28 protein-coding genes are annotated in these 25,330 nt (G+C 31.8%); 23 read left to right on the top strand and 5 right to left on the bottom strand.

From position 1 onward, the window contains the following. The 16 genes from KPL44_RS21675 to katG form a co-directional block, all read left to right on the top strand. Positions 1-628, top strand: a 628-nt coding sequence (locus tag KPL44_RS21675; protein WP_216254757.1) for a tyrosine-type recombinase/integrase, incomplete at its 5' end; no start/stop codon positions are given. Next, positions 621-1,808, top strand: a complete 1,188-nt coding sequence (locus tag KPL44_RS21670) for an IS91 family transposase (RefSeq protein WP_216254755.1) — start codon at positions 621-623, stop codon at positions 1,806-1,808. The genes KPL44_RS21675 and KPL44_RS21670, both read left to right, overlap by 8 nt. A 320-nt stretch (positions 1,809-2,128) precedes the next feature. After that, positions 2,129-2,752 carry an HD domain-containing protein gene (locus KPL44_RS21665; RefSeq protein ID WP_216254752.1) on the top strand — a complete coding sequence of 208 codons (624 nt, stop codon included), beginning with the start codon at positions 2,129-2,131 and terminating at the stop codon, positions 2,750-2,752. Between the two features lie 232 nt (positions 2,753-2,984). Continuing rightward, positions 2,985-3,506: a cysteine hydrolase family protein gene (locus KPL44_RS21660; RefSeq protein WP_216254748.1), complete on the top strand. Its 522-nt coding sequence runs from the start codon at positions 2,985-2,987 to the stop codon at positions 3,504-3,506. Between the two features lie 69 nt (positions 3,507-3,575). Further along, a complete protein-coding gene (locus KPL44_RS25925; RefSeq protein WP_301182989.1) occupies positions 3,576-3,701 on the top strand; it encodes a hypothetical protein in 126 nt (41 codons plus the stop codon). A 260-nt stretch (positions 3,702-3,961) separates the two neighbouring features. Next, positions 3,962-4,489 carry a GNAT family N-acetyltransferase gene (locus KPL44_RS21655; protein WP_216254745.1) on the top strand — a complete coding sequence of 176 codons (528 nt, stop codon included), beginning with the start codon at positions 3,962-3,964 and terminating at the stop codon, positions 4,487-4,489. 195 nt (positions 4,490-4,684) lie between these two features. Further along, positions 4,685-6,319, top strand: a complete 1,635-nt coding sequence (locus KPL44_RS21650) for a putative polysaccharide biosynthesis protein (RefSeq protein WP_216254742.1) — start codon at positions 4,685-4,687, stop codon at positions 6,317-6,319. 41 nt (positions 6,320-6,360) lie between these two features. Continuing rightward, entirely contained in the window at positions 6,361-6,726 is a 366-nt protein-coding gene (locus tag KPL44_RS21645) for a GNAT family N-acetyltransferase (protein ID WP_216254739.1), read from the top strand. Beyond that, positions 6,726-6,929 (top strand): GNAT family N-acetyltransferase, encoded by a 204-nt coding sequence (locus KPL44_RS21640; protein WP_216254736.1) that lies wholly within the window; start codon positions 6,726-6,728, stop codon positions 6,927-6,929. The genes KPL44_RS21645 and KPL44_RS21640 overlap by 1 nt, the downstream gene beginning before the upstream one ends. Positions 6,930-7,045: 116 nt before the next feature. Beyond that, positions 7,046-7,141: a hypothetical protein gene (locus tag KPL44_RS26110; protein ID WP_367302965.1), complete on the top strand. Its 96-nt coding sequence runs from the start codon at positions 7,046-7,048 to the stop codon at positions 7,139-7,141. 562 nt (positions 7,142-7,703) lie between these two features. Next, a complete protein-coding gene (locus tag KPL44_RS21635; RefSeq protein ID WP_216254734.1) occupies positions 7,704-8,222 on the top strand; it encodes a hypothetical protein in 519 nt (172 codons plus the stop codon). Between the two features lie 203 nt (positions 8,223-8,425). Beyond that, a complete protein-coding gene (locus tag KPL44_RS21630; protein WP_216254731.1) occupies positions 8,426-9,454 on the top strand; it encodes a DUF1835 domain-containing protein in 1,029 nt (342 codons plus the stop codon). A 59-nt stretch (positions 9,455-9,513) separates the two neighbouring features. Further along, positions 9,514-10,542: a DUF1835 domain-containing protein gene (locus tag KPL44_RS21625; protein WP_216254729.1), complete on the top strand. Its 1,029-nt coding sequence runs from the start codon at positions 9,514-9,516 to the stop codon at positions 10,540-10,542. A 260-nt stretch (positions 10,543-10,802) separates the two neighbouring features. Next, positions 10,803-11,240, top strand: a complete 438-nt coding sequence (locus tag KPL44_RS21620; RefSeq protein ID WP_216254726.1) for a hypothetical protein — start codon at positions 10,803-10,805, stop codon at positions 11,238-11,240. 179 nt (positions 11,241-11,419) lie between these two features. Further along, entirely contained in the window at positions 11,420-11,671 is a 252-nt protein-coding gene (locus KPL44_RS21615) for a hypothetical protein (RefSeq protein WP_216254723.1), read from the top strand. A gap of 274 nt (positions 11,672-11,945) precedes the next feature. Beyond that, positions 11,946-14,156 (top strand): catalase/peroxidase HPI, encoded by a 2,211-nt coding sequence (gene katG, locus KPL44_RS21610; RefSeq protein WP_216254720.1) that lies wholly within the window; start codon positions 11,946-11,948, stop codon positions 14,154-14,156. A 119-nt stretch (positions 14,157-14,275) separates the two neighbouring features. Here the strand turns inward: katG and KPL44_RS21605 are convergent, their stop codons facing one another. From KPL44_RS21605 to KPL44_RS21595, 3 genes are read right to left on the bottom strand one after another with little or no spacing between them, the layout of a single operon-like run. Next, entirely contained in the window at positions 14,276-14,563 is a 288-nt protein-coding gene (locus KPL44_RS21605; protein WP_216254717.1) for a hypothetical protein, read from the bottom strand. Between the two features lie 51 nt (positions 14,564-14,614). Further along, positions 14,615-14,947 (bottom strand): NAD(P)H-dependent oxidoreductase, encoded by a 333-nt coding sequence (locus tag KPL44_RS21600; protein WP_216254715.1) that lies wholly within the window; start codon positions 14,945-14,947, stop codon positions 14,615-14,617. An 18-nt stretch (positions 14,948-14,965) separates the two neighbouring features. Next, complete coding sequence (locus KPL44_RS21595; RefSeq protein WP_216254713.1) at positions 14,966-15,502, bottom strand: flavodoxin family protein; 537 nt, start codon at positions 15,500-15,502, stop codon at positions 14,966-14,968. A 373-nt stretch (positions 15,503-15,875) separates the two neighbouring features. Between KPL44_RS21595 and KPL44_RS21590 the strand changes: the two genes are divergently transcribed. Beyond that, positions 15,876-16,334 carry a hypothetical protein gene (locus KPL44_RS21590; RefSeq protein ID WP_216254763.1) on the top strand — a complete coding sequence of 153 codons (459 nt, stop codon included), beginning with the start codon at positions 15,876-15,878 and terminating at the stop codon, positions 16,332-16,334. 143 nt (positions 16,335-16,477) lie between these two features. On the opposite strand, the gene KPL44_RS21585 is transcribed toward KPL44_RS21590, so the two are convergent. Together KPL44_RS21585 and KPL44_RS21580 are read right to left on the bottom strand one after the other, a co-directional pair. Next, complete coding sequence (locus tag KPL44_RS21585; protein ID WP_216254710.1) at positions 16,478-16,753, bottom strand: hypothetical protein; 276 nt, start codon at positions 16,751-16,753, stop codon at positions 16,478-16,480. 82 nt (positions 16,754-16,835) lie between these two features. Then, positions 16,836-19,235: a preprotein translocase subunit SecA gene (locus KPL44_RS21580; RefSeq protein ID WP_216254706.1), complete on the bottom strand. Its 2,400-nt coding sequence runs from the start codon at positions 19,233-19,235 to the stop codon at positions 16,836-16,838. A gap of 328 nt (positions 19,236-19,563) precedes the next feature. On the opposite strand from KPL44_RS21580, the gene KPL44_RS25920 reads away from it, so the two are divergent. From KPL44_RS25920 to KPL44_RS21550, 6 genes are all read left to right on the top strand, one after another. Then, positions 19,564-19,686 (top strand): hypothetical protein, encoded by a 123-nt coding sequence (locus KPL44_RS25920; RefSeq protein WP_301182988.1) that lies wholly within the window; start codon positions 19,564-19,566, stop codon positions 19,684-19,686. Beyond that, on the top strand, positions 19,683-20,369 hold the full coding sequence (locus tag KPL44_RS21570; RefSeq protein ID WP_216254703.1) for a response regulator transcription factor: 687 nt from the start codon (positions 19,683-19,685) through the stop codon (positions 20,367-20,369). The genes KPL44_RS25920 and KPL44_RS21570 overlap by 4 nt, the downstream gene beginning before the upstream one ends. Beyond that, positions 20,356-21,345, top strand: coding sequence for a sensor histidine kinase (locus tag KPL44_RS21565; protein ID WP_216254700.1), 990 nt, complete (start codon positions 20,356-20,358; stop codon positions 21,343-21,345). The genes KPL44_RS21570 and KPL44_RS21565 overlap by 14 nt, the downstream gene beginning before the upstream one ends. An 86-nt stretch (positions 21,346-21,431) precedes the next feature. After that, positions 21,432-22,310, top strand: coding sequence for an ATP-binding cassette domain-containing protein (locus KPL44_RS21560; protein ID WP_216254697.1), 879 nt, complete (start codon positions 21,432-21,434; stop codon positions 22,308-22,310). Continuing rightward, positions 22,311-24,542 carry a hypothetical protein gene (locus KPL44_RS21555; protein ID WP_216254695.1) on the top strand — a complete coding sequence of 744 codons (2,232 nt, stop codon included), beginning with the start codon at positions 22,311-22,313 and terminating at the stop codon, positions 24,540-24,542. Between the two features lie 6 nt (positions 24,543-24,548). Further along, a complete protein-coding gene (locus KPL44_RS21550; RefSeq protein ID WP_216254692.1) occupies positions 24,549-25,283 on the top strand; it encodes a hypothetical protein in 735 nt (244 codons plus the stop codon). Positions 25,284-25,330 lie beyond the last annotated feature (47 nt).

The following is a 25,330-nucleotide window of genomic DNA, read 5'->3' as shown; positions in this document are numbered from 1 at the left end:
ATTTTTTTATACTAAAACGCTAAATAGATATTGGAATTCTGACAAAATTGCAAGGATGAAAGAACCATCAAAATTACCTGCTGTATTATCTCCAGATGAGGTTAAATCTATCTTTGATGTTACTGAAAACCTTAAGCATAAGGCAATTCTCATGACGGTCTACTCCGCAGGATTAAGAGTTAGTGAAGTTTGTAACCTTAAAATAACAGATATTGATAGTAAAAACATGCAAATATTAATTAGAGAGGGTAAGGGTAAAAAAGATAGATATTCATTATTGTCTAAGGCAAATTTAGAAATCCTCAGAGAGTATTGGAGCAAATATCATCCTACGGAATATTTATTTTCTGGAAAGGGTCGTACAGATTCTATAGGTCCACGTAGTGTTCAGAAAATGCTCGAAAAATCTATAAAAAAAACTAAAATCACTAAGCATGCAACTGTCCATACGCTTCGCCATAGCTTTGCAACTCACTTATTAGATGCTGGTACGGATATCTGCTACATTCAAAGACTTTTAGGACATACCCGAATTACTACAACCACTATCTATTTACATCTTAGAAGGATGGATTTACTTAATATAAAGAGTCCGTTGGATATTCTCTTAGGAGAGAACGATGATTGAGATTCAAGATATATTCAATCAATATGGTGATGAATATAGAAGAAATCATCAGCTTCCGCTGAATATTTTAAAAACTATGATAGATATTGAAGCTTGTAGAACAGAAGAGCTTGGTGGTCATGTAGACGAATGTGATGAATGTGGGCACGTTAGGGTTTCTTATAATTCCTGCAGAAACAGGCATTGTCCTAAATGCCAAACTTTAGCCAAGGAAAGATGGCTTGAAAAAAGAAAAGAGGATTTATTGCCCGTAGGGTATTTTCATGTAGTTTTCACTATTCCAGAAGAGCTTAACTATATAACATTAACAAACCAAAAGGAAATGTATTCTATTCTTTTTAAATCTGTTTCCGAAACACTACTTGAACTTTCAGGTGATAAAAAATATTTGGGTGCAGAAATTGGATTTATGGCAATTCTTCATACGTGGGGTCAAAATCTTATGAATCATCCACACCTTCATTGTATAGTTCCTAGTGGCGGATTAACTTTAGATGGTAACAGATGGATAAATTCGAAAAAAGATTTCTTTATCCCAGTGAAAGTACTTTCAAGAAAATTCAGAGGTAAATTTTTATTTTACTTTAAAAGAGCTTATTATAGTAATTCACTTAAATATACTACAGGAATTGAGGAATTAACAAAGAAACATGTATTTCAGAGCTTCATAGATAAGTTATATAAAAAAGAATGGATTGTATATTGTAGACCTCCTTTTGGGAGTGCGGAGTACGTACTTGAATACCTTGGTAGATACACTCATAGAGTAGCAATATCTAATCATCGAATTATAAATTTAGAAAATGGATATGTAACATTTAAGTGGAGGGATTATAAAGACCATAATAAAGAAAAGTTTATGACACTTAAAGTAGATGAATTTATTAGAAGATTTTTCATGCATGTTTTACCAAGAAAGTTTGTTAAAATTAGACATTATGGAATATTAAGCAACAGAAATAGGCCAACTAAGCTTCAAAAATGCAAAGAACTTACAGGAGCAGTAGAAAATAAAAATCAAATTTTAGAGGTTAAGTTAAGTACAGCGGAGCTTCTTTTAAAGCTGACAGGAATAGATATAAATATCTGTTCTTGCTGTGGTAAAGGTAAAATGATTACAAAAGAGAAGTTAAATCGCCAAAATTATTCGCCACCAGGGGGAATAAATAAAATAGCATAAAGTCTCTATTTAGGGGAGGGGGAAATTACGTCTATTTTTAGAAAATAATTAAGACTTAGAAGGATTTAAGATACATTTGTGGAAATTAGAGTTAATATTCTTAGTGTTAAAGCGAATTTCAGAAAGAGGAAAAGATTGAATCCCCATAGTAGTGGAAACGCGGCATCGTTCTTTAGCTTGTTTCAGAAATTGAGCAATTTTAGTAACTATCATCATTTAAGTATATACTTATGGTGATAGTTTTTATCGGCTCAACATCTGAATCCAAACCTATTCATAATGTGAATCAATTATATAAAAAATAAAGGAGTTAAAGTAAAATGAAAAACGATGGAATACAAGGTTTACCCATATTGTATGAAGCAAAGATATTTTTAGAAGAGGCAGGAAGGTTAAATCCAGGACCTTGGATTAATCACTCAAAATATGTTGCGGAAGCAGCAAGGCTTATTGCAGAAGAAACGGAGGGACTAAATTCTGAAACGGCATACATATTGGGGCTTTTACATGATGTAGGTAGAAGAGAAGGAGTTACTGATATGCATCATATAATTAGTGGATATAATTTCTTAAAAGAGAAAGGCTTTAATGAGGCTGCAAGAATATGTATTACACATCCGTTTTTGGTTAAGGAAATAGAGTGTTATTCAGGAAAGTGGGATTGTTGTGAATCAGAGATAGAGTTTATAAAAGACTACTTGAGACATATAGAATTTAATGAATACGATAAATTGATTCAATTTTGTGATGCAATCGCTATTCCTTCTGGCTTTTGCCTAGTTGAAAAAAGAATGATAGATGTAGCACTTAGGTATGGAATTAATGACTTGATTATAGATAAGTGGAAATCAACAATGGAGATAAAGCAATATTTTGAAAGTAAAATAGGAAAATCAATTTATACCTTGCTACCAGGCGTTATAGAAAATACATTTGCTTTATAAATAGGTAGCAAATATAAAACCAATGCAGAATATTCTATTATTGTTCATCAACAAGAGTAGAAAAATGCGAAAATAAAAAACATAGGTTCATACTAGTTATTCCATTCAGTCGCACCTTTCTTTAATGCTGCATCAATTGTAAAACTACGATTAATGAACGATAATATTCCAATTGGACATATGAAAGATGTAAAACAACTTAACAAATAATAAATTTGAAGGGGAGACAAAGATGGTTTTATTAGTCATTGATACACAAAAGTTAATAACAAATGAAAAACTATATAAATTAGATATGTTTATATCTAATGTTAAAGAAATAATACATGAGGCTAGGACAAATAATATTGAAGTAATATATGTACGTCATGATGATGGTATAGGAAGTGAATTAACAAAAGGAACTGATGGGTTTGAAATATATGAAAACTTTCAACCAATCAATGAAGAAAAAATATTTGATAAAGAGGTTAATAGTGCTTTCAATGGTACTGGTTTATTAGAATATTTAATAGGTAAAGGTGAAAAAGATATAATTATTGTAGGGCTTCAAACAGATTATTGTATTGATGCTACTATAAAATGTGGATTTGAACATGGATTTAATATTATAGTTCCAGCGTATGCAAATACAACAGTTAATAATAAGTTTATGTCTTCAGATCAAAGTTACAAATACTATAATGAATTTATGTGGAATTGTAGATATGCAGAATGTATTTCACTGGATGAAACACTTAAAAGAATGAAATAGTTAAATTCTAATTTGTAAATTTTAAGTAATTATATGGGAAATAGAGAGTATATAAATTGTAAAATTCAAATGAAAAAAGTATGGATAAATACTGGTGCAGGAGTTCTTATACTTGAACAGCCGATTAAAGGGTTTAAGCGAAAAGCATGTGGGGTAAACAATCTTCAAAATAGCCCAAATAATTGCAGAGAATAGTCCAGGATTATGTCCTGATGTTGCATTGGTTTTAGGAATGTTGGTCTTTCCTTAATATGTGTCTTGTGTAATTAAGGAAAATATAAATATTGATTTTATATCAGGCTCTCCTTATGTAGAAGTATTTGATGAAATTTTAACATTACATAAAGAGGTGGGATTATGTATTTTGTACAATGGGAGCAATGAATTGTTGAAATGCCTATAGGCATATGAAGACAAGATTATTTATATTTCATGTTAATTGGAGGGATACACATATGGATATAATATTTGATTTAGGAAAAGAAAAGGATATTGATGAATTAGAACAACTTTATAATGGTTTAAATGACCATTTGGCAAAAGGAGTAAACTTTCCAGGGTGGAAAAAGGATGTATACCCTGTTCGGCAAAATGCAATTGATGGAGTTAAGAACGGTAACCTCTATGTAGCAAAATATAATGGGAAAATCATTGGTTCTGTTATTTTAAGCCATGAACCTGAATCAGCATATTACAACGCTAAATGGAAATTTGAGTCTGACTATTCAGATGTTTTTGTTATACATACGTTTGTAGTGCACTCAGAATTCTTGAAATGTGGTGTAGGTAAAGCATTAATGGACTTTTCTATTGAACACAGTATTATGTCACAAGCTAAATCAATTAGGTTAGATGTCTACGAGGGTAATATACCTGCCGTTAGTCTGTATGAAAAATGTGGGTTTAAATATGTTGATACAGTTGACTTGGGGCTTGGAAATTATGGGTTGAACTGGTTTAGACTATATGAAAAATCATTATGAAGTAATGAGCATAACTTTATATAATTTTTATTATAAAATATTCATAAAAGCTATAATAATTGTTGCCCTATCATAGTAATGATCTTAAATATACTACTGAAATTCAGGAATTGTGCCACATACATTTTGAGGCTATTGCATATTTTATTTGAATTTAGAAGAAATGCTTATATTTTTTATGTTAGGAAGTGCAGTATGAAAAAACAGTCAGTATCAAAAGGATTCGCAATATTAACTTTAGGATCAATAATAGTGAAAATAATATCTATACTATATATAATACTAATAACTAGGATTATAGGGAAAGAAGGTTATGGAGTATACTCGGCTGTCTATATTATTTATGTATTTGTTTATGTTGTTACTAATTCGGGAATATCTGTTGCTACAGCAAAGCTATTATCCGAACTAATTGCCAAGGGACGTTACACTGATACAACAAAAAGTTTTAAATTAATACTAGTGTTTATGGCTGTAATAGGGCTTGTAATGTCTTTGTTGATGTATTGGTTTGCAGTACCACTATCTCAAATAGTTAAATTTCCAAAAGCTTATATAGCAATTAAAACGTTATCTCCAGCAATTTTATTTACATCCATACTTTCTGTTTATAGGGGGTATTTTCAAGCAACTAGCAATATGATTCCTACGGCTGTATCTCAAATAATAGAGCAATTAATAAATGTAGCAAGTAGTTTGGTATTTGCGTGTGTGTTAATTAAGTATGGAATTGAGGTTGGATGTGCTGGAGCAACCATAGGTACGTCTTTAGGAGCATTTGGAGCAATTATATATCTACTAATGGTTTATAGAAAAAATAAAATATCACTTAGGAGTGCAGTGAAACAGAAACCTACTCATATAAAATTTAGCACAAAAGATCTTTCAAATAAAATTATTAAATATGCAATTCCTATAACAATATGTCTTGGTATGCAGAATGCAGGTAGCCTAATAGATATGGTTAATGTGAAAGATAGACTGATTTTTGGAGGTTTTAGTGATAGTATTGCAAGTTCATTATTTGGAATAATCGGTCAATTTAATACATTAATAAATATACCTATTACAATTATTACAGCACTCTCAATGGCATTATTACCATCAATTTCAGCTTCAAATATATTGGGAGAGCTAAATGAAGTACGAAGGAAAATTATATACTCTTTTAGGATATGTTTACTTATTGCCATACCATCTGCAGTTGGATTTTCTATTTTAGGTAAACCTATATACGTTATGCTCTTTCCAACAATGCCAGAAGGTTATAAATTTATGATACTTGGTTCAATTATTGTGGTCTTATGGTCAATAGTTTTAATACAAACCACAATACTACAGGGAATGGGCAAATTATATAAAGCTACATCATATATTTTAGTTGGTATAATACTCAAAGTGGTTATAAATTATAACGTAGTATCAATTCATAATATCAATATTTACGGTGCATTATTGGGAAACATAACATATTTTATAATTCCATTATTATTAAATCAACTACTTTTAGTTAAGACATTAAAAATAAAGTTATCATTATTTAAAATTTCATTTAAACCACTTATATCATCTTTATCCATGGCAATTATTGTTTATCCTTCACAATATGTGATGTTTAAAGGTTTCAATTTATTGCTTAGTACATATTTATCAAATACATTTTCAACCCTTTTAGCAGTTATATTAGGTAGCTTTATCTATGTATATGTATTAGCTCTAACTAAAGGAATAGATAATGAAGATTTACAATTAATGCCTTTTACAATAACAAAATTAATACCTAATATTATATTAGCAAAGATAAAAAAGAGCAGTTTTATATCATCATAATAGTATTTTTATAGAATGATTTAAAGTGGGAGGGTATGGTAATGAAAATAATATTTTTGCTTACTAAAAATATTAGTATAAAAGAAAACAAAGAAATAACAGAAATAAATAATATATGTTTTGAAGATGTTCCTGATGAAGATTGCAAATTAGATTTTGTTGATGTTAGTCTTGGAAAATTTATTATGTATGATAATGATACAGCGATTGGAAGTTGCGGGATACATAAAAGGAAATCCGAATTTGATGGAGAAGAGTATATTTTAGGTGGCTTTGGAGAAGTGGCAATATTGCCTCGAAACAGGGGAAATGGATATGGAAAAGTGTTAGCAGAAAAAGCTATTAAAAAACTATATGAGATAAATTGTGATGTTGCTATTACAAAGATAAAATTGTGGCTACTTTAATGCTTTATATTAAAGATGCAATTGCAGGGATTCATTTAGTCGGTACAGCGAATGAATTTAGGGGAAAAGGTTTTGAAACTTTGATTGCGAAGACAGCGTTAAGAGATGCTAAGGACTTGGGTTGTAAGTATGGTGTTTTACAAGCCTCGGATATGGGTAGAAATGTATATAATAATATTGGATTTAAGGAATATTGGATTTAAGGAATATTGTAAAATAAGACACTGGGAGTATAATAAGTTGTAAATTTAGCTATTTACTTATAATAAAAAGGAATATTATATTTGCTTTGTGTTAATTTACAGTATTCTTCAATGATATACCAAATGCTTTACTTCAAAATTCATGGCGGCTCTATGATGAAATATATAAAACAAACGGCAAATATGAATTACATATTTTGCTTAAAAAATAAAAATATGGATTTAGTAGAATTTATTGTTTCTGCTGAATATATTTTCTTTAACTCTTTTTGCTCTTTTTTATAGGCAACTCGACTAAGTATTTTGTTCCTATTAGGAAAAAAAGGTACGGCTAATGGTAGAATAAGAAAATTTATTATAATATTAACACATCATATCTAATAATTCCTATAGGGTTAGCAAATAATTTGAATTTAAATAATATATTAATTGTAGTTAATACACTTATAATTATTGACAGTGTAATTAAAAATCTACCGGAAACTAAGTTATAAAGAGAATATCCCATTAAAGTCAATATTGTTATTATAACGGAAATTCTGATTGCTTTATTCATTGCCTATTCATGCAATTCATCATCGTCTACAGTCAATCTCAAAAACTTCATTAATACTTTTATTAAAGTAGTTTGCATAGGAAAAGTCAGTTTTAGCGAGGGATTAAAAGGTCCTCGTTCTATTTCTAAAATAGTACATATAGTTATCAATTAAAGGTCATAGCCTACTGAAGTTGCTATAAGAACAAGAGCTTTAATTGTTGGATTATTAGTTATTTATGAAACGATTAAAAGTAATTGATGATAATTATGGTATGATTAGTTTAAATTGTAGGAAAATACATAATGAGAATTATTATGAATTTTTAAAATCAAAAGGGTGTGTATGGTTAATGAACTATTTTTATGGAACTGTATTTATAGAAATGATTTTTGGAATTTTTTGTATTTATAAAATAGTAACAGTTTTAAAATTATTTCGAACGGAGAGAAAAAAGATTTATCTAATATTGATAATTATATTAGTACCGGTAGTCGGTTCACTTTTTTATAATATTACTTTACCTAAAATTAAGGATATAAAGTATGCTTTGAATGAAAAGTTGTTAGTATACGAGGGAACAGTACAAAAAACGTATATGACTGGATGGCCTAATTCATTTATTTTAGATGGTAAAGAATATCAATATAATCCTTGGAAATTTAAGCCTATAGAAAAAAGCAGATATAAACTTTATTATTTACCTTCTAGTAAATTTGTTGTGAGATATGAAAAAAACAATAATTTTAGTGACTAGGTTACTTATATTAATATTATGAATACTAATTGTGGTACATTCACTTTGTTACTACTGCTCATTTGAAAAAAATTGTAGAAATACTTAATTTATAGTATTTATGGTATAGTTGAATATATATTTTATGACGAACTTGTATTCAGTAATGAAGTAGATAATATTTTTACAGTTAAAAATTAAGGGCTTTTAATAGGAGGATAACTATGAATAAGATAAGCAACATATGTTTTTCACAAAGTGCAGGAGCTCTTTTAAGCCATGCTGTAAGTACCAAGGAACTTCAGGATAATGAAAAGGTTATAGTTCTTTTTGATAACCTTTCACAGGGACCTATAAAGGGTGGAGTAAATATTGAGGAAAGAATTAATTGGTATAATATTTTTGAGGGAGCTGATCCATTAAATTTATTTACTGATTCTGATACAGAGGAGTTAAAAGAAAATTATAATGCGTTTCATGATGAAATTTCTAAGCTGGATAGCAGTGATACTTTATACATCTGGTATGGATCTAGCCAAGAGTTATGCGGAATGCTATATACATTAGAACTTTTAAAAGACGAGAAGCTAAATACATATATAATAGATATAAAAGATACAGTTATTAAACATAAAGAGATTGTATTCCAAGCTAATAATATGGGAGAAATCATACCAGAAAACATAGAAAAATATGCTGCTGCAAAAAGAAAGCTCAATTCAAATGAATATAAACAATTTCTTGATGCCTGGGAATCTTTAAAAAAGGATGATTCTATATTGCGTGTTCTTAAGGATGGAAAGGTAAAAAGTGTAGATGAAAATTATTTTGATATAGATATACTAAAATATACACCAAAAGAATTTAAAACATCTATGAGAACTTTAGGTGATGTGGTAGGTAAAAGTGAAGATAAAATTTCGGATGAGTATATATTTTGGAGAATAAAAGAACTAATTAAAGTAGGAAAAATAGAGTGCAACGGCAAGTTTGGATTCATAAGAATGGAAATAAAAATAACGGAAGAAGGATTGAAATATCTTAGTACTGATAAAGATGCCATGAAGATATGGGAAGAGTATAAAAAAGATTCAGATCAAGAACAAGAAATGAAAAATAAATATAGAGAAAAAGGTAGAATGAAAGAAAAAATAGCTATAGCCAAAATTTTAAAAGATGTATTAGATATAGAGACTATAGCTGATAAAACAGGGTTAAGTGTAGAGCAAGTTAAAAATCTACAGGAAAATTAATGTAAGAAATGATTAGCTTCAATATATTATTGGTGTGCGAACTTGAAAGGGGTATGACAATGGATAATATAGTTAATATATGTTTTTCAGAAAGTGCAGGAGGAAAATTTAGAGTTGCTATTAGGATGAATGAAATGGATGGCCAGCAAAAGGTTATAGTTTTTTCTGATGATCTTTCACAGGGGCCTATAAAGGGTGAAGTGAACATTGAAGAAAGAATTAATTGGGGGAGTAAAGTTGAGGAAGGGGAGTATTTTGCGAATTATGGTGCAGATGACTTAAAGGAAAATTATAATACATTTTACAATGAAATTTCTAAAATAAATGACAAGGATACTTTATACTTATGGTACGGTTCCAGTCAAGAGTTTTGTGGAATGTTATATGCCTTAGAACTTTTAAAGGATAGAAATTTAAATATATATTTAATAAATGCAACAGATACAATAGTAAAAGATAAAGACAATGTGTATTTAGCTAGAGATGCTGGAGATATTGTACCTCAATATGTAGATAAATATACCAGTTTAAAGCAAAAACTTAACTCAAATAAATATAAACAACTTCTTGCTACTTGGGAATTATTAAAAAATGATAACTCTATATTGCGTGTTTTCAAAAATGAACAAATAAAAAGTGTAGACGAAAATTATTTTGATATAGATGTATTAAAATATACCCCAAAGGAATTTACAAAATCAGCTAGAATTGTGGGGTCGGTGATAGGAAATAGTGAGATAGCAATTTCTGATGAGTATATATTATGGAGAGTGAAAGAATTAGTTAAGTGTGGAAAAATTGATTACAGCGGCAAAGTTGGTATTATGAGAGAAATGGAAATAAAGATAACAAAAGAAGGATTAAAGCAGTTAAATACCGATCAAAAGGCTATGAGTGTTTGGAAAAACAGTAAAGAATATTTAGATGAAGAAGAATATATGATAAATGAATATATGATAAATGAATATATGGAAGAAGGTAGGTTAGAAGAGAAAATAAGTATAGCTAAAAAGTTAAAGGATGTATTAGATTCAAAAACCATAGCAGATAAAACAGGCTTAACTATAGGACAGGTTAAAAACTTATGATTAAGCAAGATAATTGGTAAAGGTATTATTTTTAACTTTATTCTCGGCGCTGAAGATGACATGCTGGCAGTAGTAGAAAGAAGGGTATAAGGAATGGTATAACGCTTATTTAGTTATTCATTCGCAACTTTCTTAAGCATGCGACGCAATTGTGAAAAATCACGCGATAATATATACCCTGGTTAATTTAACTATGATGTATTAATTATAGTAATAATTCATGCTTATACATAGTTTAATGAAAAAAAGGGGGCAAGAAAATGAAAAATAAGACAAAGATTGGAATATCCATAATTATTGCAATTGGTTTAGCTTTTACAGGATTTATATATTATTCAACACATATTTCAATATGGGGAGTTAACATTTCTAAATATGATTTAAAAGAAGTAACAATAATAACTAAAGATCATGGTTATATAATTACAAATCCTAAATTAGTTTTAGAGATAGCACAAGAAATAGCAAAAACGAAAAGGCTTTATAAACTTGAAGCAAGTAATTTTCCTCCTAAAGAAGCACTATCTACTAAATATTTAAAACTATCGATATCAACCACTTTTAATATGGGAGGTTCAATTTGGGATGATAGTAATAGTGGTCTAATGTTAGAAAGTAATGGATATTATTGGAATGTAAGTAGTAGATTAATTGAACTTATGGATAAATCATTAAAAGGAGCTAAAAAATACTTTTAAATATTTTCATTAAACAAACAAATTCACAAGTTTCATAAAATAACGACTAATACTAATGATGAAAATGTAACCATACTAAATTTATGGTAATTATGCTATTATTAAATACAGATTTTATAACGTATTTGTTAAAAATAGTGATATAAAGATAAATTGTATACCGGGGGGAACTATAAATTATGTGGATTAAAAGTAATTGCAATGAACAAAATGCAAAAATAGTAAATTGCTATCAATTCTATATTAGAGCATGCAATGGAATGAAAGATAAGAAGTATGTGTTAAATGGTGTTGCAACTCGTACATTTTGGGGACAAGATGCTCATCAAATAGCATATTTTCCGTCAAAAGGGGAAGCAACAACTGCATTAAATGAAATTTTTTCTTTTTTAAAAATAAATCCTAATGGAGTATTTGAATTTAAAAAATAAAATTATTTTATATATACAAGGGTGAGCATAATCTACAGTTGTAGTTAAGTCGGACTCTTCATAAACTCTGTAATAAACAAGTGTAATAATTATTAAACAAATCAGATAACTTACCCAATATTATTTATCAATTCACTCATATTGCTAGTTATATATTTATATAATTTACAGTAATAGTATTTATAGGAGAAAGGCTACATTACATTTATGTATATATATATATATTAATTAGATGTGCAGGTAGGTAAAGAAGAAGGGTAAGGAGGATAGTATTATGTTAGAAGGAAAATGTCCAGTGACAGGAAGAACAAGTAAAGCAGTAGCAGGTGGGGGAACAACTAATGAGTATTGGTGGCCAAATCAGCTTAAGCTTAATATTCTTCGTCAAAATTCAGAACTAAGCAATCCTATGTCTAAAGGTTTTAATTATGCGCAAGAATTTAAAAAATTAGCTTATTATGAACTAAAGAATGATTTATATAAGTTGATGACAGATTCTAAGCAGTGGTGGCCTGCTGATTATGGTCACTATGGACCATTTTTTATTCGTATGGCTTGGCATAGTGCTGGAACTTATAGAGTTGGTGATGGTAGAGGAGGTGGTGGACAAGGATTGCAACGTTTTCCACCACTTAATAGCTGGCCAGATAATATAAATTTAGATAAGGCACGTCGTTTACTTTGGCCGATAAAAAAGAAATATGGAAATCAAATATCTTGGGCTGACCTTATGATACTTACAGGTAACTGCGCATTAGAATCTATGGGACTTAAGACAATTGGATTTGGTGGTGGCAGAGTGGATGTTTGGGAACCACAGGAGGATATTTATTGGGGGAGTGAAAAAAAATGGCTTGGAGATGAGCGCAATAAAGATGATAAAGAACTGGAAAGTCCTCTTGCTGCTGTACAAATGGGCTTAATTTATGTAAACCCAGAGGGACCCAATGGAAACCCTGATCCTAGGGCATCAGCCAATGATATAAGGGAAACATTCTCTCGTATGGCAATGAATGATGAGGAAACTGTTGCTCTTATAGCAGGTGGACATACTTTTGGTAAATGTCATGGTGCCGCACCAGCTTCATATGTTGGGCCAGAGCCAGAAGCTGCACCAATTGAGCAGCAAGGATTGGGGTGGAAAAATAGCTATAAAACTGGTAAGGGCCCAGACACCATAAGTAGTGGAATTGAAGGTGCATGGAAAGCAGAGCCTACAAAGTGGACAATGGGTTACTTAAAAACATTATTTAAATATGAGTGGGAATTAGTTAAAAGTCCTGCTGGAGCATACCAATGGTTAGCTAAAAATGTAGATGAAGAGGACATGGTAGTTGATGCCTATGATCCATTAATAAAGCATAGACCTATGATGACCACAGCAGATTTAGCACTTATTTATGATCCTATTTACAGACCAATAGCAAAGGATTATCTAGAAAATTCAGAGCAATTTACCGAGAATTTTACCAAGGCTTGGTTTAAATTAACCCATAGAGATATGGGACCGATATCAAGGTATCTCGGACCAGAAGTTCCAACAGAAAATTTTATTTGGCAAGACCCAGTGCCAAAAGTTAACTATAAATTGATTAATAAAAAGAACATTTTAGAGATTAAGATAAAGATTTTAGATTCAAGCTTGTCAATATCAGAACTTGTTACAACAGCTTGGGAATCTGCATCAACATTTCGTGGTTCAGATAAGCGTGGAGGGGCAAATGGGGCAAGAATACGTCTAAAGCCACAAAGAGAATGGCAAATTAATGAGCCGGAAAGGCTTAGCAAGGTTTTAAATATCCTAGAAAAAATTCAAATGGATTTTAATAGGTCACATTCAAAGGGGAAGAAGGTTTCTTTAGCTGATATTATTGTATTAGGTGGATGTGCTGGTATTGAACAAGCTGCAAAAAATGCAGGGTACAACATTACTGTTCCTTTTACGCCAGGACGAACCGATGCAACCCAAGAGGAAACCGATATAAATGCATTTAGTGTTCTTGAACCTAAGGCAGATGGATTTAGAAACTATATAAAAGATAAGTATGCAGTAACATCAGAGGAAATGTTAATTGATAGAGCGCAATTATTAACACTAACTATTCCAGAAATGACAGTATTAATTGGTGGTATGCGTGTGTTAAATACTAATTATAATGGATCAAAGGATGGGGTGTTTACAAAGCGGGAAGAATGTCTTACAAATGATTTCTTTGTAAACCTTCTTGATATTAATACACTGTGGAAGGTGGTACCTGAATGTACGGAAAAATTCATGGGTTTTGATAGAGAAACAGAGAAGATGAAGTGGACAGCAACAAGAGTTGATCTTATATTTGGATCAAATTCACAACTTCGCGCAGTTGCCGAGGTTTATGCATCTAAGGGCAATGAGGAAAAGTTCATACAAGATTTTGTAGCTGCATGGAATAAGGTAATGAATGCAGACCGTTTTGATGTTGAAGAATATTATAAGTGTAATTGAGTTGATTTCTTTTATTAGTTTATAGTAGGAGCAACTAAATCATTTATAACTATGTAGTTGGAAAGGGTTAACAGTTTTAATATTTCAAAAGTTGTTAACCCTCATCCTTAATAAAACATTTAAGTCATATAAGGCTTTTTATACAAGTCATTTTTAGATAACCCATTTTTCTTTGCAGTATTTATCCAATTTAATTTTCCGATTTCTCCGAATAAAAATATTGGAAAGTTTGGTGCTACATATTTATTTTCAACAAGTGTCTCAATGTTGTTTTCAATGTCCTTATTAATTTCGTAGAGTGAAGAGTATATTTTTGAGCATAGCCTTTGCATGAACTTTATGTCTTTTGTTGCGCCTACTACCTCTCCCATGCCTATCGAAGCAGCAAATCTCCAATTTAAATTCAATCTAACACAAAAATTTTTTAACACTCGAATAGCTTCATCATTTATTGTAGGTTAGGGAAACCCGCAATTTACAATGGCATATACTCGTACATTTTTAGGTGATTTATTATTGTTTTTGAAGTACATATAATAATCTTCTAAAAATCTCATTAATACACCAGGAAGAGAAAAAACATATAGAGGGAAGGCAAAAACAATGACATCTGCATGGGACATTGTTTTAAAATCCTCTTCAATTTTGCCAGAATGAATACTTGAGGTAACATGAATATAAAATCTATTATAATTGTTTTCATTCATATCTTCATCCAGTCTGTTAAGAAAAAGGAGTGAATTTGATCCTTTTCCTTTGGGACTTCCATTAATAAAACAAACATTTTTCATAATAATAAACTCCTCCTACTACAATATCTGATTAATAATATTTTCATTATCTTTATCTGAAACAGATAGTAAAACTTTATCAAAGCTTTTAGTATACTTACCACTGGTTAAAGTAATAAATGTGTCTTTTTCTTCTTTTGTTAAGTCATCGCTATAGCCTATCAATATTTGCTTTGGGTATTTCTCATATCTTTTAGGATGAGCTGTGGTACCATTCTTTTTTTCAAAGAAAGGTAAAACAGTTGGAATAAACCTATCTATAACATTCTTTATATTAGAGCTGTATTGTCCAAAAACTACTGGAGTAAGATAAATAGCTAAATCCGAATTAACATATGCTTTATTAATGCTATTTAATGAATCATCAATAACACATTCTCCTGGGGTTTTTATCCAGCATCCAAAACATCCTATGCAGTTTTTTACGTTATCTCTATTAATTTCAAACAATTCTAGTTCAATATTTCTTTGTAAAAATAGTTTCATCAATGATTTCTGTAAAGCGTCACTATTTTCAGTTTTAATATCACTATCACAAATAAGTATAGCTTTCATTGTTAAAATCAACTCCTTTTATTATTTTATCCTATATATAGGGGGTGCCATCACATAGCCACCAAGCTACGCAATACTGAACGATGGTTAGCTCTCCTTAAATGATATATTTTTGTGCTGATTTATTAGTATCATATTACCAAAAAATGCAATGAAATACAATGCAATGAAAAAAGTAAAAACGATCGTTTTTGGGACATGAAAAGTCAATTCAACCCTAAATATGGTAAAAATATTCTTGATTTATGGTAATTGTGTTATAGTTAAATATATAGTGTTAGTAAGAAATTGGAGGAAAGATTGAAATGAATGTAATTGTAGAAAATAATGAAGTTTAAAAAGAAGGGTTTGGAATAAAAAAAGGGGTGTAAATATGCTTAATAAAGTGAAGCAATATATTAAAAAAAATATAATACTAAGTATAGGAATTATACTATGCCTAGGCATTATGAGTACTTATGCATATACTAAAATTATGCCTGGATGGTTTTCACAGTCAGATACTTACAATTTAGTAAAAGAAGCATTTTTGACTAATAAGGGATACACTAATGAATTGCCTAAACATATGTCACAACAAGTATTTGAAAGAACAAATATATATAATGCTTATCCAGTGAATAATAAAAAAACTTATAAAGTAGATTTTAGCTTAAAGGAAAATTCACGAATTAGAGTGGCGGGTATAGTTTATGTGAAAATGACTTATTCAGTTAAAGTAATGGATTTACAAAACAATCTTTTAGGGGGTTCATCAAATATACCAATTACATTTACTATTAAAAATATAAAAGGTGAATGGTACATTACAGAAAAAGAAGAATCTGTATAAATTTTAAAAGCTAAAATTTAAGAATTAAAAGGAGGGAAAATTATATTAATAAATTAGTTATGAGATTTAATAAGGAAAAGATAGATAATGTAATTTAAGGTAGTATCTATCTTTTTATTAAACACCAAAAATAATATTTTCAACTACCAGAATAAGAATGGCAGTGGAATTAGAAGTACATTAAAAACAATACTTATCTTCCGAAATTTGTTAAAAGATACCATTCTTGAAACAATTGCCAAAATAATTGCTATTGGACATATAAAAGGTGTTACCATTATGGCGAAACCTTCTAATCTTTGAAAAGGTGTTATTTTAAAAAGCCAATTTAGTATAAGCAAGAGTATAATTGTGGGAATAACCAGAGAAATAATACCAAGTATATTACTTATATTTGACATTGAAGTTTTATTTTGCATATAAGCTCTCCTCTCATAATTACTGCAAATTCTGTATAATCAATTTCAACTCGTTATTTTATAAAAATGGATCATGGTTTTATTATTTAAATTTATTTTTTATAGATATTGAACTTTTTTTAATGAATCTTATTATAGATACAATAGGCGCTCCTGCAAATGTTGCAATACGAACACTTCCACCACCTAAACTTCCGGTTAGTATCGAACTAAGCGAATCCATAATAGCATTGTCTTTAACAAGATAAGTCCAAGTGGATGTAGGCGGTTCTATTCGCTCGCGTAAGCTTGAGAGTCCACTTTCAGATAATTCCATATTGGTAAAGTCCATTAAAATATTTTCTAATATGTCCTGCTGCAAAGTATTAAAGCATAAATTTGTTTCTCTTTGAAGTTCCCTAAAAGGGTTCTTACCGCCAATGATGTTTAAATTTATGCCCTCTTGAATAATGACTACCTCAGCCAGGTAATTAGCAAAGCTTTCATCTATATTATATAAAGCCACTTGTTTTTCAAGTTTATTTATACATTTTTCACCAAATAGTGTATTTAATTTTTCATAAAGTTTTTGATTTTCATTTTCTAGCACATTAAGGGGATCAATATCCTCTAGTATTTCCAACCGCCTATGATATACCTGGAGCCTATGTCTTTCTAATAATGAAGAATATTTCCATAGAGCTCTACGCAAATCAGAATTCTGCCCTTGAATAATTCTCTGTACCTGGTTTATCTTACGTGCTATTCTAGGGTCATCAATTGGTTCTTCTTGATTTTTGGGTCTAATATATGCAGGAATTATTTTATCAATACCATACTTTTTAATCAAATCATCTTCTAGGCTTATAAAGAACCTGAACATGCCAACATCACCTTGACGACCAGCCCTACCTCTAAGTTGCTTATCAATACGCTTACTCTCGTATCTGTTTGTCCCAATAACGTACAATCCACCTAAAGCAATAACCTTATCTTTACTTTCGCATTTTGTTCCACCTAATTTTATGTCAGCACCTCTTCCAGCCATATTAGTTGAAACAGTAACTGCACCTATTACGCCTGCCTGTTCAATGATTTCTGCTTCTAGCTCATCATTTTTAGCATTTAAGACCTGGCACTCAATACCAAGCTTTTTTAATTTTAATGCCATGTAGTCTGATTCCAATACACTTGAATTTCCAATTAAAATAGGTTGTCCAGTTGCATGTACGCTTGTAATTTCATTTATTAAAGCCTTATACTTTGCTTCCTTATGAGTGAATATTACATCTGGATAATCTATTCTGTTGCAAGGTACATGTGAAGGGATAACAAATACTTCAAGCCCATAAAACTCGCTAATCTCCTCAGCAGAATCCATAGCTGTGGCTGTCATTCCAGCAACCTTTTTATAAAGCATAATAAAACTTTGAAGAGTTATCTGATTCATAATTCTCCCCTTGGATTTAAACTCAAGTTTTTCCTTAGCCTCAAGAGCTTCTTGAATCTCATCTGGCCAATGCCTATTTTCTGCTATACGCCCAGTAAATTCATCTACCATTTCGATTTTATCATCTCGTACAATATAATCTATGTCCTTTTTTAATATAACTTCCGCATAAAGTGTATTATGTACTTCATTAAGCAATTTAATATTTTCGTCAGAGTATAGATTATCACAACATAATTGCGCTTCCACAAGGTTTAATCCTATTTCTGTTAGAAATGCATTTCTTTCATACTCATCCTTGTCATAATGAATTTTAGGTTTAAGCCCTTTTATAATATCCATGGTCGACGAAAGAGTATTATCATTTTGATATCCTCCTGCTGCAATTACCAATGGTATTTTTGCTTCATCAATTATTATAGAGTCCGCTTCATCCACAATAACAAAATTAAAGGGACGCTGGATACATTCGTTTTCTTCATAACAAATTGAGTCTCTTAGATAATCAAATCCAGCTACTTTTGCTGTTATATAAGTAACATCACATAAATAAGCCTTTTGTTTATCTTGCATTTTCATATTATCCTGCACAAAACCTACTCTAAGCCCAAGCATTTCATATATTGGACCCATCCACACTGCATCACGAGCTGCAAGATAATCATTAAAAGTAAGAATGTGGCAACCAAGGCCAGAAAGTGCATTTAGATATGCAGGAAATACTGCAGCTATTGTTTTACCTTCCCCTGTCTGCATTTCAATAAGCCTTCCTCTATGCATTGCTATACCAGCTATTATTTGCTCATCATAAGCCTCAAAGCCTAAGGCTATTCTAATTGCTTCTTTTACAAGTGCGAAGGCTTGTATCATTATTTCATCAATACAAACTCCTTGTGAAACCTTCATTTTCAGTTCTATTGATTTATATAAAAGTTTCTCCTTATTTAAAGAGTCAAATTTAACATGATTTATCTCATCTACAATCTTTTTATAGTCATTGTACTCGGCTTTATTAGATATATTTTCAATCTTTTTTAACATACTCTTTGGCATATATATTACCTCACTAACTACATCATATTTTATAGCTACTATGTAAGCTATATGCTTTATTATACTATTATTACCGTAAAGTGGATATGCCAATTTCTTTTATAATCAATGAAAGTGTCGTATTTTCATATCCATAACTCATAAAAATATCCAACAATTTTATAAGTAGTTCATTTCTTTTTTCTTTATAATGAGTATTGTTTTTTGCCAATATGTTTACCCACTAATATTATTAAACCGACCGTTGGCTCCTGTATTTTTTTGTTTTATACCTCAGCTTGTAAATTTCTGTGAAAATAAATACAATAGAGTTATGGAGGTGTTATGCGTGAATTATATAACGACAAAAGAAGCCGCGAAAAATTGGGGAATCACAGAGAGAATAGTAGTGTACCATCGCTCTGCTGGGCGATATAGGCGCAGTAAACTAAAGGATGGTGAAAATATATGAAACGGATATTTTTGGTTGAGGACGATAAGGCAATCGCCAGAAACCTTATGCTTTTGCTCCGCTCGGAGGGATTTACAGTCACTCACGCCCCTACGCGGAGTGAAGCCATTGCCGCACTTGCCGGGAATAAATTTGACTTGGCGTTAATTGATATTTCTTTGCCTGATGGAAATGGCTTTACGGTTTGCACGGAAATCAAAGAAACGCAAGATGTTCCCGTTATCTTTCTGACGGCTTCGGGCGATGAATCAAGTGTTGTTACCGGACTGAACATGGGCGCGGACGACTATATCACCAAGCCTTTTCGTCCGCGCGAATTAATTGCGCGAATTAGAACTGCCCTGCGAAAAAGTGGGCATTCTGGGTCGGGTTTTGAAATTCGCGGGCTTTATGTCGATACGGCAAGCGGCGTTGTGAAAAAAAATGGCAACGAGGTTTTCCTTTCAGCATTAGAGTACCGCTTGTTGCTGGTGTTTATCGGAAGCCCCAAAAGTATTATCACGAGGGGTAGGCTACTTGACGAATTGTGGGATGCGGCGGGCGAATTTGTCAATGATAATACATTAACCGTGTATATTAAACGCTTGCGGGAGAAGATAGAGAACAACCCAGCAAGCCCGCAGATAATTCTGACCGTTCGCGGTACGGGGTATAGATTGGGGGGCGAGTATGCTTCGGAATAGAGAGTTTCGGCAGTTTACCATTTTGTTCTCCTTAATGGCCGCCGTAGTTGTAATACTGGGATTTGAAATAAATAGGTTGGCGGGAATCCTTGTCATTGCGTCTGTCGTAGCCTTTGGCACAGCGTTTTTCGTGTTTACCAAAGCTCGATACAAAAGCATTGCGCGGATTTCAGATCAAATCGATCTTGTGCTTCATAATGTTGACCATCTTTATATTGGTGAATCGGACGAGGGCGAACTTTCCATTCTGCACAGCGAGATAACAAAAATGACGTTGCGCATTCGGGAGCAAAATGATGTGCTAAAAAAAGAAAAAGAACATCTTGCAGGTTCCTTGGCCGACATAGCCCACCAACTCCGAACCCCGCTCACATCCGTTAACCTCATTCTGTCATTGCTTGCGAATAATCCTGATGAAAACCAGCGGAAAGCATTTGTGCGGGAAATAGAGGAATTGCTTGTGCGGATGGATTGGCTGATTACTTCCCTATTGAAATTATCCCGCTTGGACGCGGGCATTGTGGTGCTTAAAAGCGAGCAGATAGATGTAAACAACTTGATATGCGCCGCGCTTCGCCCGTTTTTAATCCCAATGGAACTGCACGATATTGATTTTCAAATAGATGCACCGAAAGGGATGATTATTCAAGGCGATTCAGGTTGGCTTTCGGAAGCAATTCAAAACATCCTCAAAAATTGCATGGAGAGCGCAGGCGAGAACGGGAAGATTGAGATTATTTGCACGGACAACCTACTATTTACCGAGATTGCCATCCACGACAGCGGCGTGGGCTTTGAAAAAGAAGATTTACCCTGCCTGTTTGACAGGTTTTATCGTGGGAAAAACCCAAACGCTACAGGATACGGGATTGGACTTTCTCTCTGCAAGATGATTATAACACGGCAGGGAGGGACGATTACAGCAAAAAATCACTCGCAGGGCGGTGCGATATTTGCCATTCGTTTCCCAAAGTGACTAATCTCTCACACAAAAGTCACAGAAATGTAAGTTGGAGGTGCTATTATATGAGTAAACCATGAAAAAGGAGTGTAACAGTAGTTATGAAAATCAGTATCAAAAACGTGAGTATGACATACAAAACAGGAAAAAAGGCACTAAGTAACGTGAGTTTGGAAGTGAACAACCCGAGTTTTATAGGACTTTTGGGTCCAAACGGTGCTGGAAAAAGTACCTTTATGAAACTATTGGTATCGCAGATAATACCGACATCCGGCGAAATAATTGTTGATGGTAATTCAATCCAAAAACACGAAAAAGAACTCAGAAAGCAGTTGGGTTATTTGCCGCAAAGCTTTGGTTTATATGACGAATTAACAGTTTATGAGTTTTTGGATTACATGTGTGCATTAAAAGAAATTAAAAACAACGTGAAAGATATTATCGGACACGCTATTGAACAGGCTAATTTGCAAGAAAAAAGAAATTTAAAAATTAAAACTCTTTCAGGGGGTCAGAGGCAGCGTGTTGGTATAGCACAAATATTACTTGGAAATCCTGAACTTATCATTTTAGATGAACCTACAGTTGGACTTGACCCAGAAGAAAGAATTAAATTCAGAAATATATTTTCACAGACTGCAAACGACAAAATAGTATTACTTTCCACTCACATCATCGATGATATACAAGCCATTTGCAATAGAATCATAATCATTAATAAAGGTACGATTTTATTTGATGGAACTTCGCCTGATTTAATAAAAGCTGTACACGGACATGTTGGTTTTATTGAGGAAAAGGATAACGAGGCTTTAGAAAAAAGAATTGGAGGCAAGTACAAAATCACATCCAAATTGTTTACCGGTAATGGCATCTCTTGTCGTGTTATTGGCAAAGAAATAGAAAGCTCTATTACACTGATAGAGCCTACCCTGGAAGATGCGTACACATACGTCATACACAATGGGGGTGTCCATTAAATGAGGAATGCATTTTTTGCCTATGAAACAAAGCGGATTCTGAAGTCCAGATTTACTCAAATAATTATATTGCTTACGTCAGTTTTTCCTTTGATTGGTGCACTACTTTCAACCTACATTACCGAAGATATTAGCAAGTTGATATTGGGAATAAATAGCTCTACTCTTTTATCTCAAACGATACTTTTTCCGACAAAGGCAGGGGCAGTACTTTCAACTCTTGCGTTTACTGCATTAACAGTTTTTGAGTTTGACAAAATACTTAGGTTTAGAGTTAATTATATAATTGAACCAATATCAAGTTCTATAAAGATAAATTTAACCAAAATTACAGGCTTAATATGTGCTGGTCTTATTTCAACAGTCGGTTCAATGATAATTATGATCCCTCACTATATATTTAACATGGGTAGTTTAACCAATTTTAGTTATTTCCTACTCAGTTACTCCATAATAATTTTGGGTTCGATTGTGCTAACAATTCTTATGACCGCAGGATTTTATCTTATATTTAGAAACGCTAATATAACCTGCATTATTATGCTTTTAGCGGTGCTTTTTAGTTTTGTGGCAGGAACTATCAGTTATCAATATATGTGGGTTCAGACAGGAGCTAGTGGATTTTCCGAAAATTTCGGAAGCGGAAATATTGTTTTGGGAATGCTCTGGAATAGGTTGTTTGGATTATCGGTAGCTGTGTCCATATTTTTATTCGGAATGTTGTGCGATAGATGTTATGAAAAAGGACTATTTAAATCTTTCTTTAAAAACTGTAGAAAATATAAGATGCTGCCGATTTGCTTTTTGATTTCTCTTTCTGGAATATTTTTTGTTTTTCAAAATGAACCAATTTTCCAATCAGTTTCACTTACGGATTTGGCGTCAACAATGATTAGCGGTAAAAATGACACGGCTGTAAACACAAATATCATAGGAACTTCAAATATATTTGTAGATCTTAAGATAGAAAAAGACAAAAATTATGCTACCGGAGTTTATTTTCAAGAACTGCAAAACGGTACTGATAAGCCTCAAAACATATATTTTAAATTAGCAGACGGTTACCACATTAATGGGATCAAGTTAGACAATGTAGACATAAACTACACACAGGTTTCGTCCAAGATTTTGAATGGCGCAGTACGTGGAAATGTTTTTGAAACAAGCATTCCCCAAAATACTAAAGCTAAACTAAGTATAAGGTATTCAGGTACACCGAAAACCTTAAGTGTAAATGGAGATTTTTCCCAAGGAGTTAACAAAAATTATGTAAGTCTAGGGCACAATATAGACATTGCTCCAGTTGTTTGTGTTAAACAAAATGATAGGATTATTGAAGGGACAATAAAAATAGACTCAAAGTTTACAGTCATAACTGAGGGAGATAAAAATCGCAAAATTTCTGAGCACGATGGTTTTACTACTTGGAGTTTTTCTTGTGATAAACTAAGTGATTTATCTTTGACAGCCGGACGATATGGAATATTTGAAAGAAATGTAAGGGGCACAAATGTGGAGTTTTTTTATCCATTAGCTGCGAGAAAAGAATTTGAATCCAGGGGAAGTGACACGCTGGATATATTCTCGTTCTTTTCGGAAAAATTTGGGCCCCTAGGTAGAGATAGTCTTAAAGTAGTTGTAACATCAGGAGTAAAGGGCGGAACTGGAATTCAAGCAGGAAATGTTTCTTGTATTTCTGAAGATTGTTTAAATAAGAAATCCAACGTGAATTTATCGCAGGCTTCTTCCGACACTTTTGCTACGATGACCCATGAAATTGCTCATCAATGGTGGGGTGGTGGAATAGATGCATCTAACGCAAACAACCATAATCAAATAGATAAAAATCACGATGAATGGTCAAATGAAGCTTTTGCGGATTTTAGCACTTATTTATTCTTGAAAAACAAATTTGGAAAACATTATGCAGAAAATTTATTGCTGAAAAAGTGGAAAGAAGGAACAAATGAATTGAATCGAAACTTTTATCGAAGAAATCCTGAATACATGAACAAATTATCAATGCTTCCAAAGTACAACGTCTCATTATTTTTAAAGGCTAATAAAATTTATGCTTTGGGACCACTGACAGTTTACAATGTTTATAATCACATTGGTGAAGACAATTATTTTAATTCCATGAAAGTTATTTACAAAGAATATTATAACAAAAAAGATAAAAAACTATCTTTTTCTGAGTTCTCAAATATTACTGGTGTCAAAAGGAGGTAGCTGTCAATGGATATAAAAATTCTTAAATACGAACTAAAGAGAATAATTTTTTCGAAAATGTTTGCGATAACTTTCATAATTGCACTTCTCTTTTCAGCTATTAACCTCTATACAGAAATAATACAAGGCGTTTCTGGTACGGCACCTTTTTCTAAGTGGAGTTATTGCAAGTTTTTGTGTGACATAAATACGATTATGTTAATAATTCTAATGCTTTCTTGCACAGGACTTTTTTCTCGAAATGAACAAAGAGTAAGAGAAATTACTTCATGTACGTCTTTACCACAGAAAAAGTATTTGGCTACAAAAAGTTTAGCTCTGTTTATTTCTTACTTAATTATTGCGATATGTTGTATTTTGATAAGTTTGGCATTTTACAAGATAACTTTTGATTTTACAAATTTTCAAAACTTTTTATTGCCGATCTTAATAATACTACTTCCAACTTTTGTGTTTGTTTTTGGAACGAGTATGTTTTTAGGCAGCAAAAGCCAAACTTTGCTTTATGCTTGGATTCCAATTGTTTTGATTTTGTCATTGATAAGTTTTAATAGCACACCTTTTATTGATATTTTCGCCAAAGGGTATGTGACTTATATGCCTACAGTTCTACCCGTTGATAGTCTCGGTGAACCTATTTTTAGTTTGTCTTCAGATTTTATAATGAGTAGGTTGCTATTTACTCTAGTAGGAATGGTTTTATATGTGGCTTCATTTAAGAAGCTTTCTGGAAAACCTTAAAAAGTTAGTATAAGTCTATTAAGGTAAAACTAATTTTTGTGCGCTAT

It is taken from the genome of Clostridium sp. DSM 17811 (assembly GCF_018861905.1).
In the GTDB taxonomy this organism is placed as follows: domain Bacteria; phylum Bacillota; class Clostridia; order Clostridiales; family Clostridiaceae; genus Clostridium_AD; species Clostridium_AD frigoriphilum.
This window is presented reverse-complemented; position numbering and strand designations above follow the sequence as displayed.

Bases quoted from the DNA above. Each gene is read 5' to 3' on its own strand.
- KPL44_RS21670 (WP_216254755.1), top strand. From the start codon at position 621: ATGATTGAGATTCAAGATATATTCAATCAATATGGTGATGAATATAGA.
- KPL44_RS21665 (WP_216254752.1), top strand. From the start codon at position 2,129: ATGAAAAACGATGGAATACAAGGTTTACCCATATTGTATGAAGCAAAG.
- KPL44_RS21660 (WP_216254748.1), top strand. From the start codon at position 2,985: ATGGTTTTATTAGTCATTGATACACAAAAGTTAATAACAAATGAAAAA.
- KPL44_RS25925 (WP_301182989.1), top strand. From the start codon at position 3,576: ATGAAAAAAGTATGGATAAATACTGGTGCAGGAGTTCTTATACTTGAA.
- KPL44_RS21655 (WP_216254745.1), top strand. From the start codon at position 3,962: ATGGATATAATATTTGATTTAGGAAAAGAAAAGGATATTGATGAATTA.
- KPL44_RS21650 (WP_216254742.1), top strand. From the start codon at position 4,685: ATGAAAAAACAGTCAGTATCAAAAGGATTCGCAATATTAACTTTAGGA.
- KPL44_RS21645 (WP_216254739.1), top strand. From the start codon at position 6,361: ATGAAAATAATATTTTTGCTTACTAAAAATATTAGTATAAAAGAAAAC.
- KPL44_RS21640 (WP_216254736.1), top strand. From the start codon at position 6,726: ATGCTTTATATTAAAGATGCAATTGCAGGGATTCATTTAGTCGGTACA.
- KPL44_RS21635 (WP_216254734.1), top strand. From the start codon at position 7,704: ATGAAACGATTAAAAGTAATTGATGATAATTATGGTATGATTAGTTTA.
- KPL44_RS21630 (WP_216254731.1), top strand. From the start codon at position 8,426: ATGAATAAGATAAGCAACATATGTTTTTCACAAAGTGCAGGAGCTCTT.
- KPL44_RS21625 (WP_216254729.1), top strand. From the start codon at position 9,514: ATGGATAATATAGTTAATATATGTTTTTCAGAAAGTGCAGGAGGAAAA.
- KPL44_RS21620 (WP_216254726.1), top strand. From the start codon at position 10,803: ATGAAAAATAAGACAAAGATTGGAATATCCATAATTATTGCAATTGGT.
- KPL44_RS21615 (WP_216254723.1), top strand. From the start codon at position 11,420: ATGTGGATTAAAAGTAATTGCAATGAACAAAATGCAAAAATAGTAAAT.
- katG (WP_216254720.1), top strand. From the start codon at position 11,946: ATGTTAGAAGGAAAATGTCCAGTGACAGGAAGAACAAGTAAAGCAGTA.
- KPL44_RS21600 (WP_216254715.1), bottom strand. From the start codon at position 14,947: ATGAAAAATGTTTGTTTTATTAATGGAAGTCCCAAAGGAAAAGGATCA.
- KPL44_RS21595 (WP_216254713.1), bottom strand. From the start codon at position 15,502: ATGAAAGCTATACTTATTTGTGATAGTGATATTAAAACTGAAAATAGT.
- KPL44_RS21590 (WP_216254763.1), top strand. From the start codon at position 15,876: ATGCTTAATAAAGTGAAGCAATATATTAAAAAAAATATAATACTAAGT.
- KPL44_RS21585 (WP_216254710.1), bottom strand. From the start codon at position 16,753: ATGCAAAATAAAACTTCAATGTCAAATATAAGTAATATACTTGGTATT.
- KPL44_RS21580 (WP_216254706.1), bottom strand. From the start codon at position 19,235: ATGCCAAAGAGTATGTTAAAAAAGATTGAAAATATATCTAATAAAGCC.
- KPL44_RS21570 (WP_216254703.1), top strand. From the start codon at position 19,683: ATGAAACGGATATTTTTGGTTGAGGACGATAAGGCAATCGCCAGAAAC.
- KPL44_RS21565 (WP_216254700.1), top strand. From the start codon at position 20,356: ATGCTTCGGAATAGAGAGTTTCGGCAGTTTACCATTTTGTTCTCCTTA.
- KPL44_RS21560 (WP_216254697.1), top strand. From the start codon at position 21,432: ATGAAAATCAGTATCAAAAACGTGAGTATGACATACAAAACAGGAAAA.
- KPL44_RS21555 (WP_216254695.1), top strand. From the start codon at position 22,311: ATGAGGAATGCATTTTTTGCCTATGAAACAAAGCGGATTCTGAAGTCC.
- KPL44_RS21550 (WP_216254692.1), top strand. From the start codon at position 24,549: ATGGATATAAAAATTCTTAAATACGAACTAAAGAGAATAATTTTTTCG.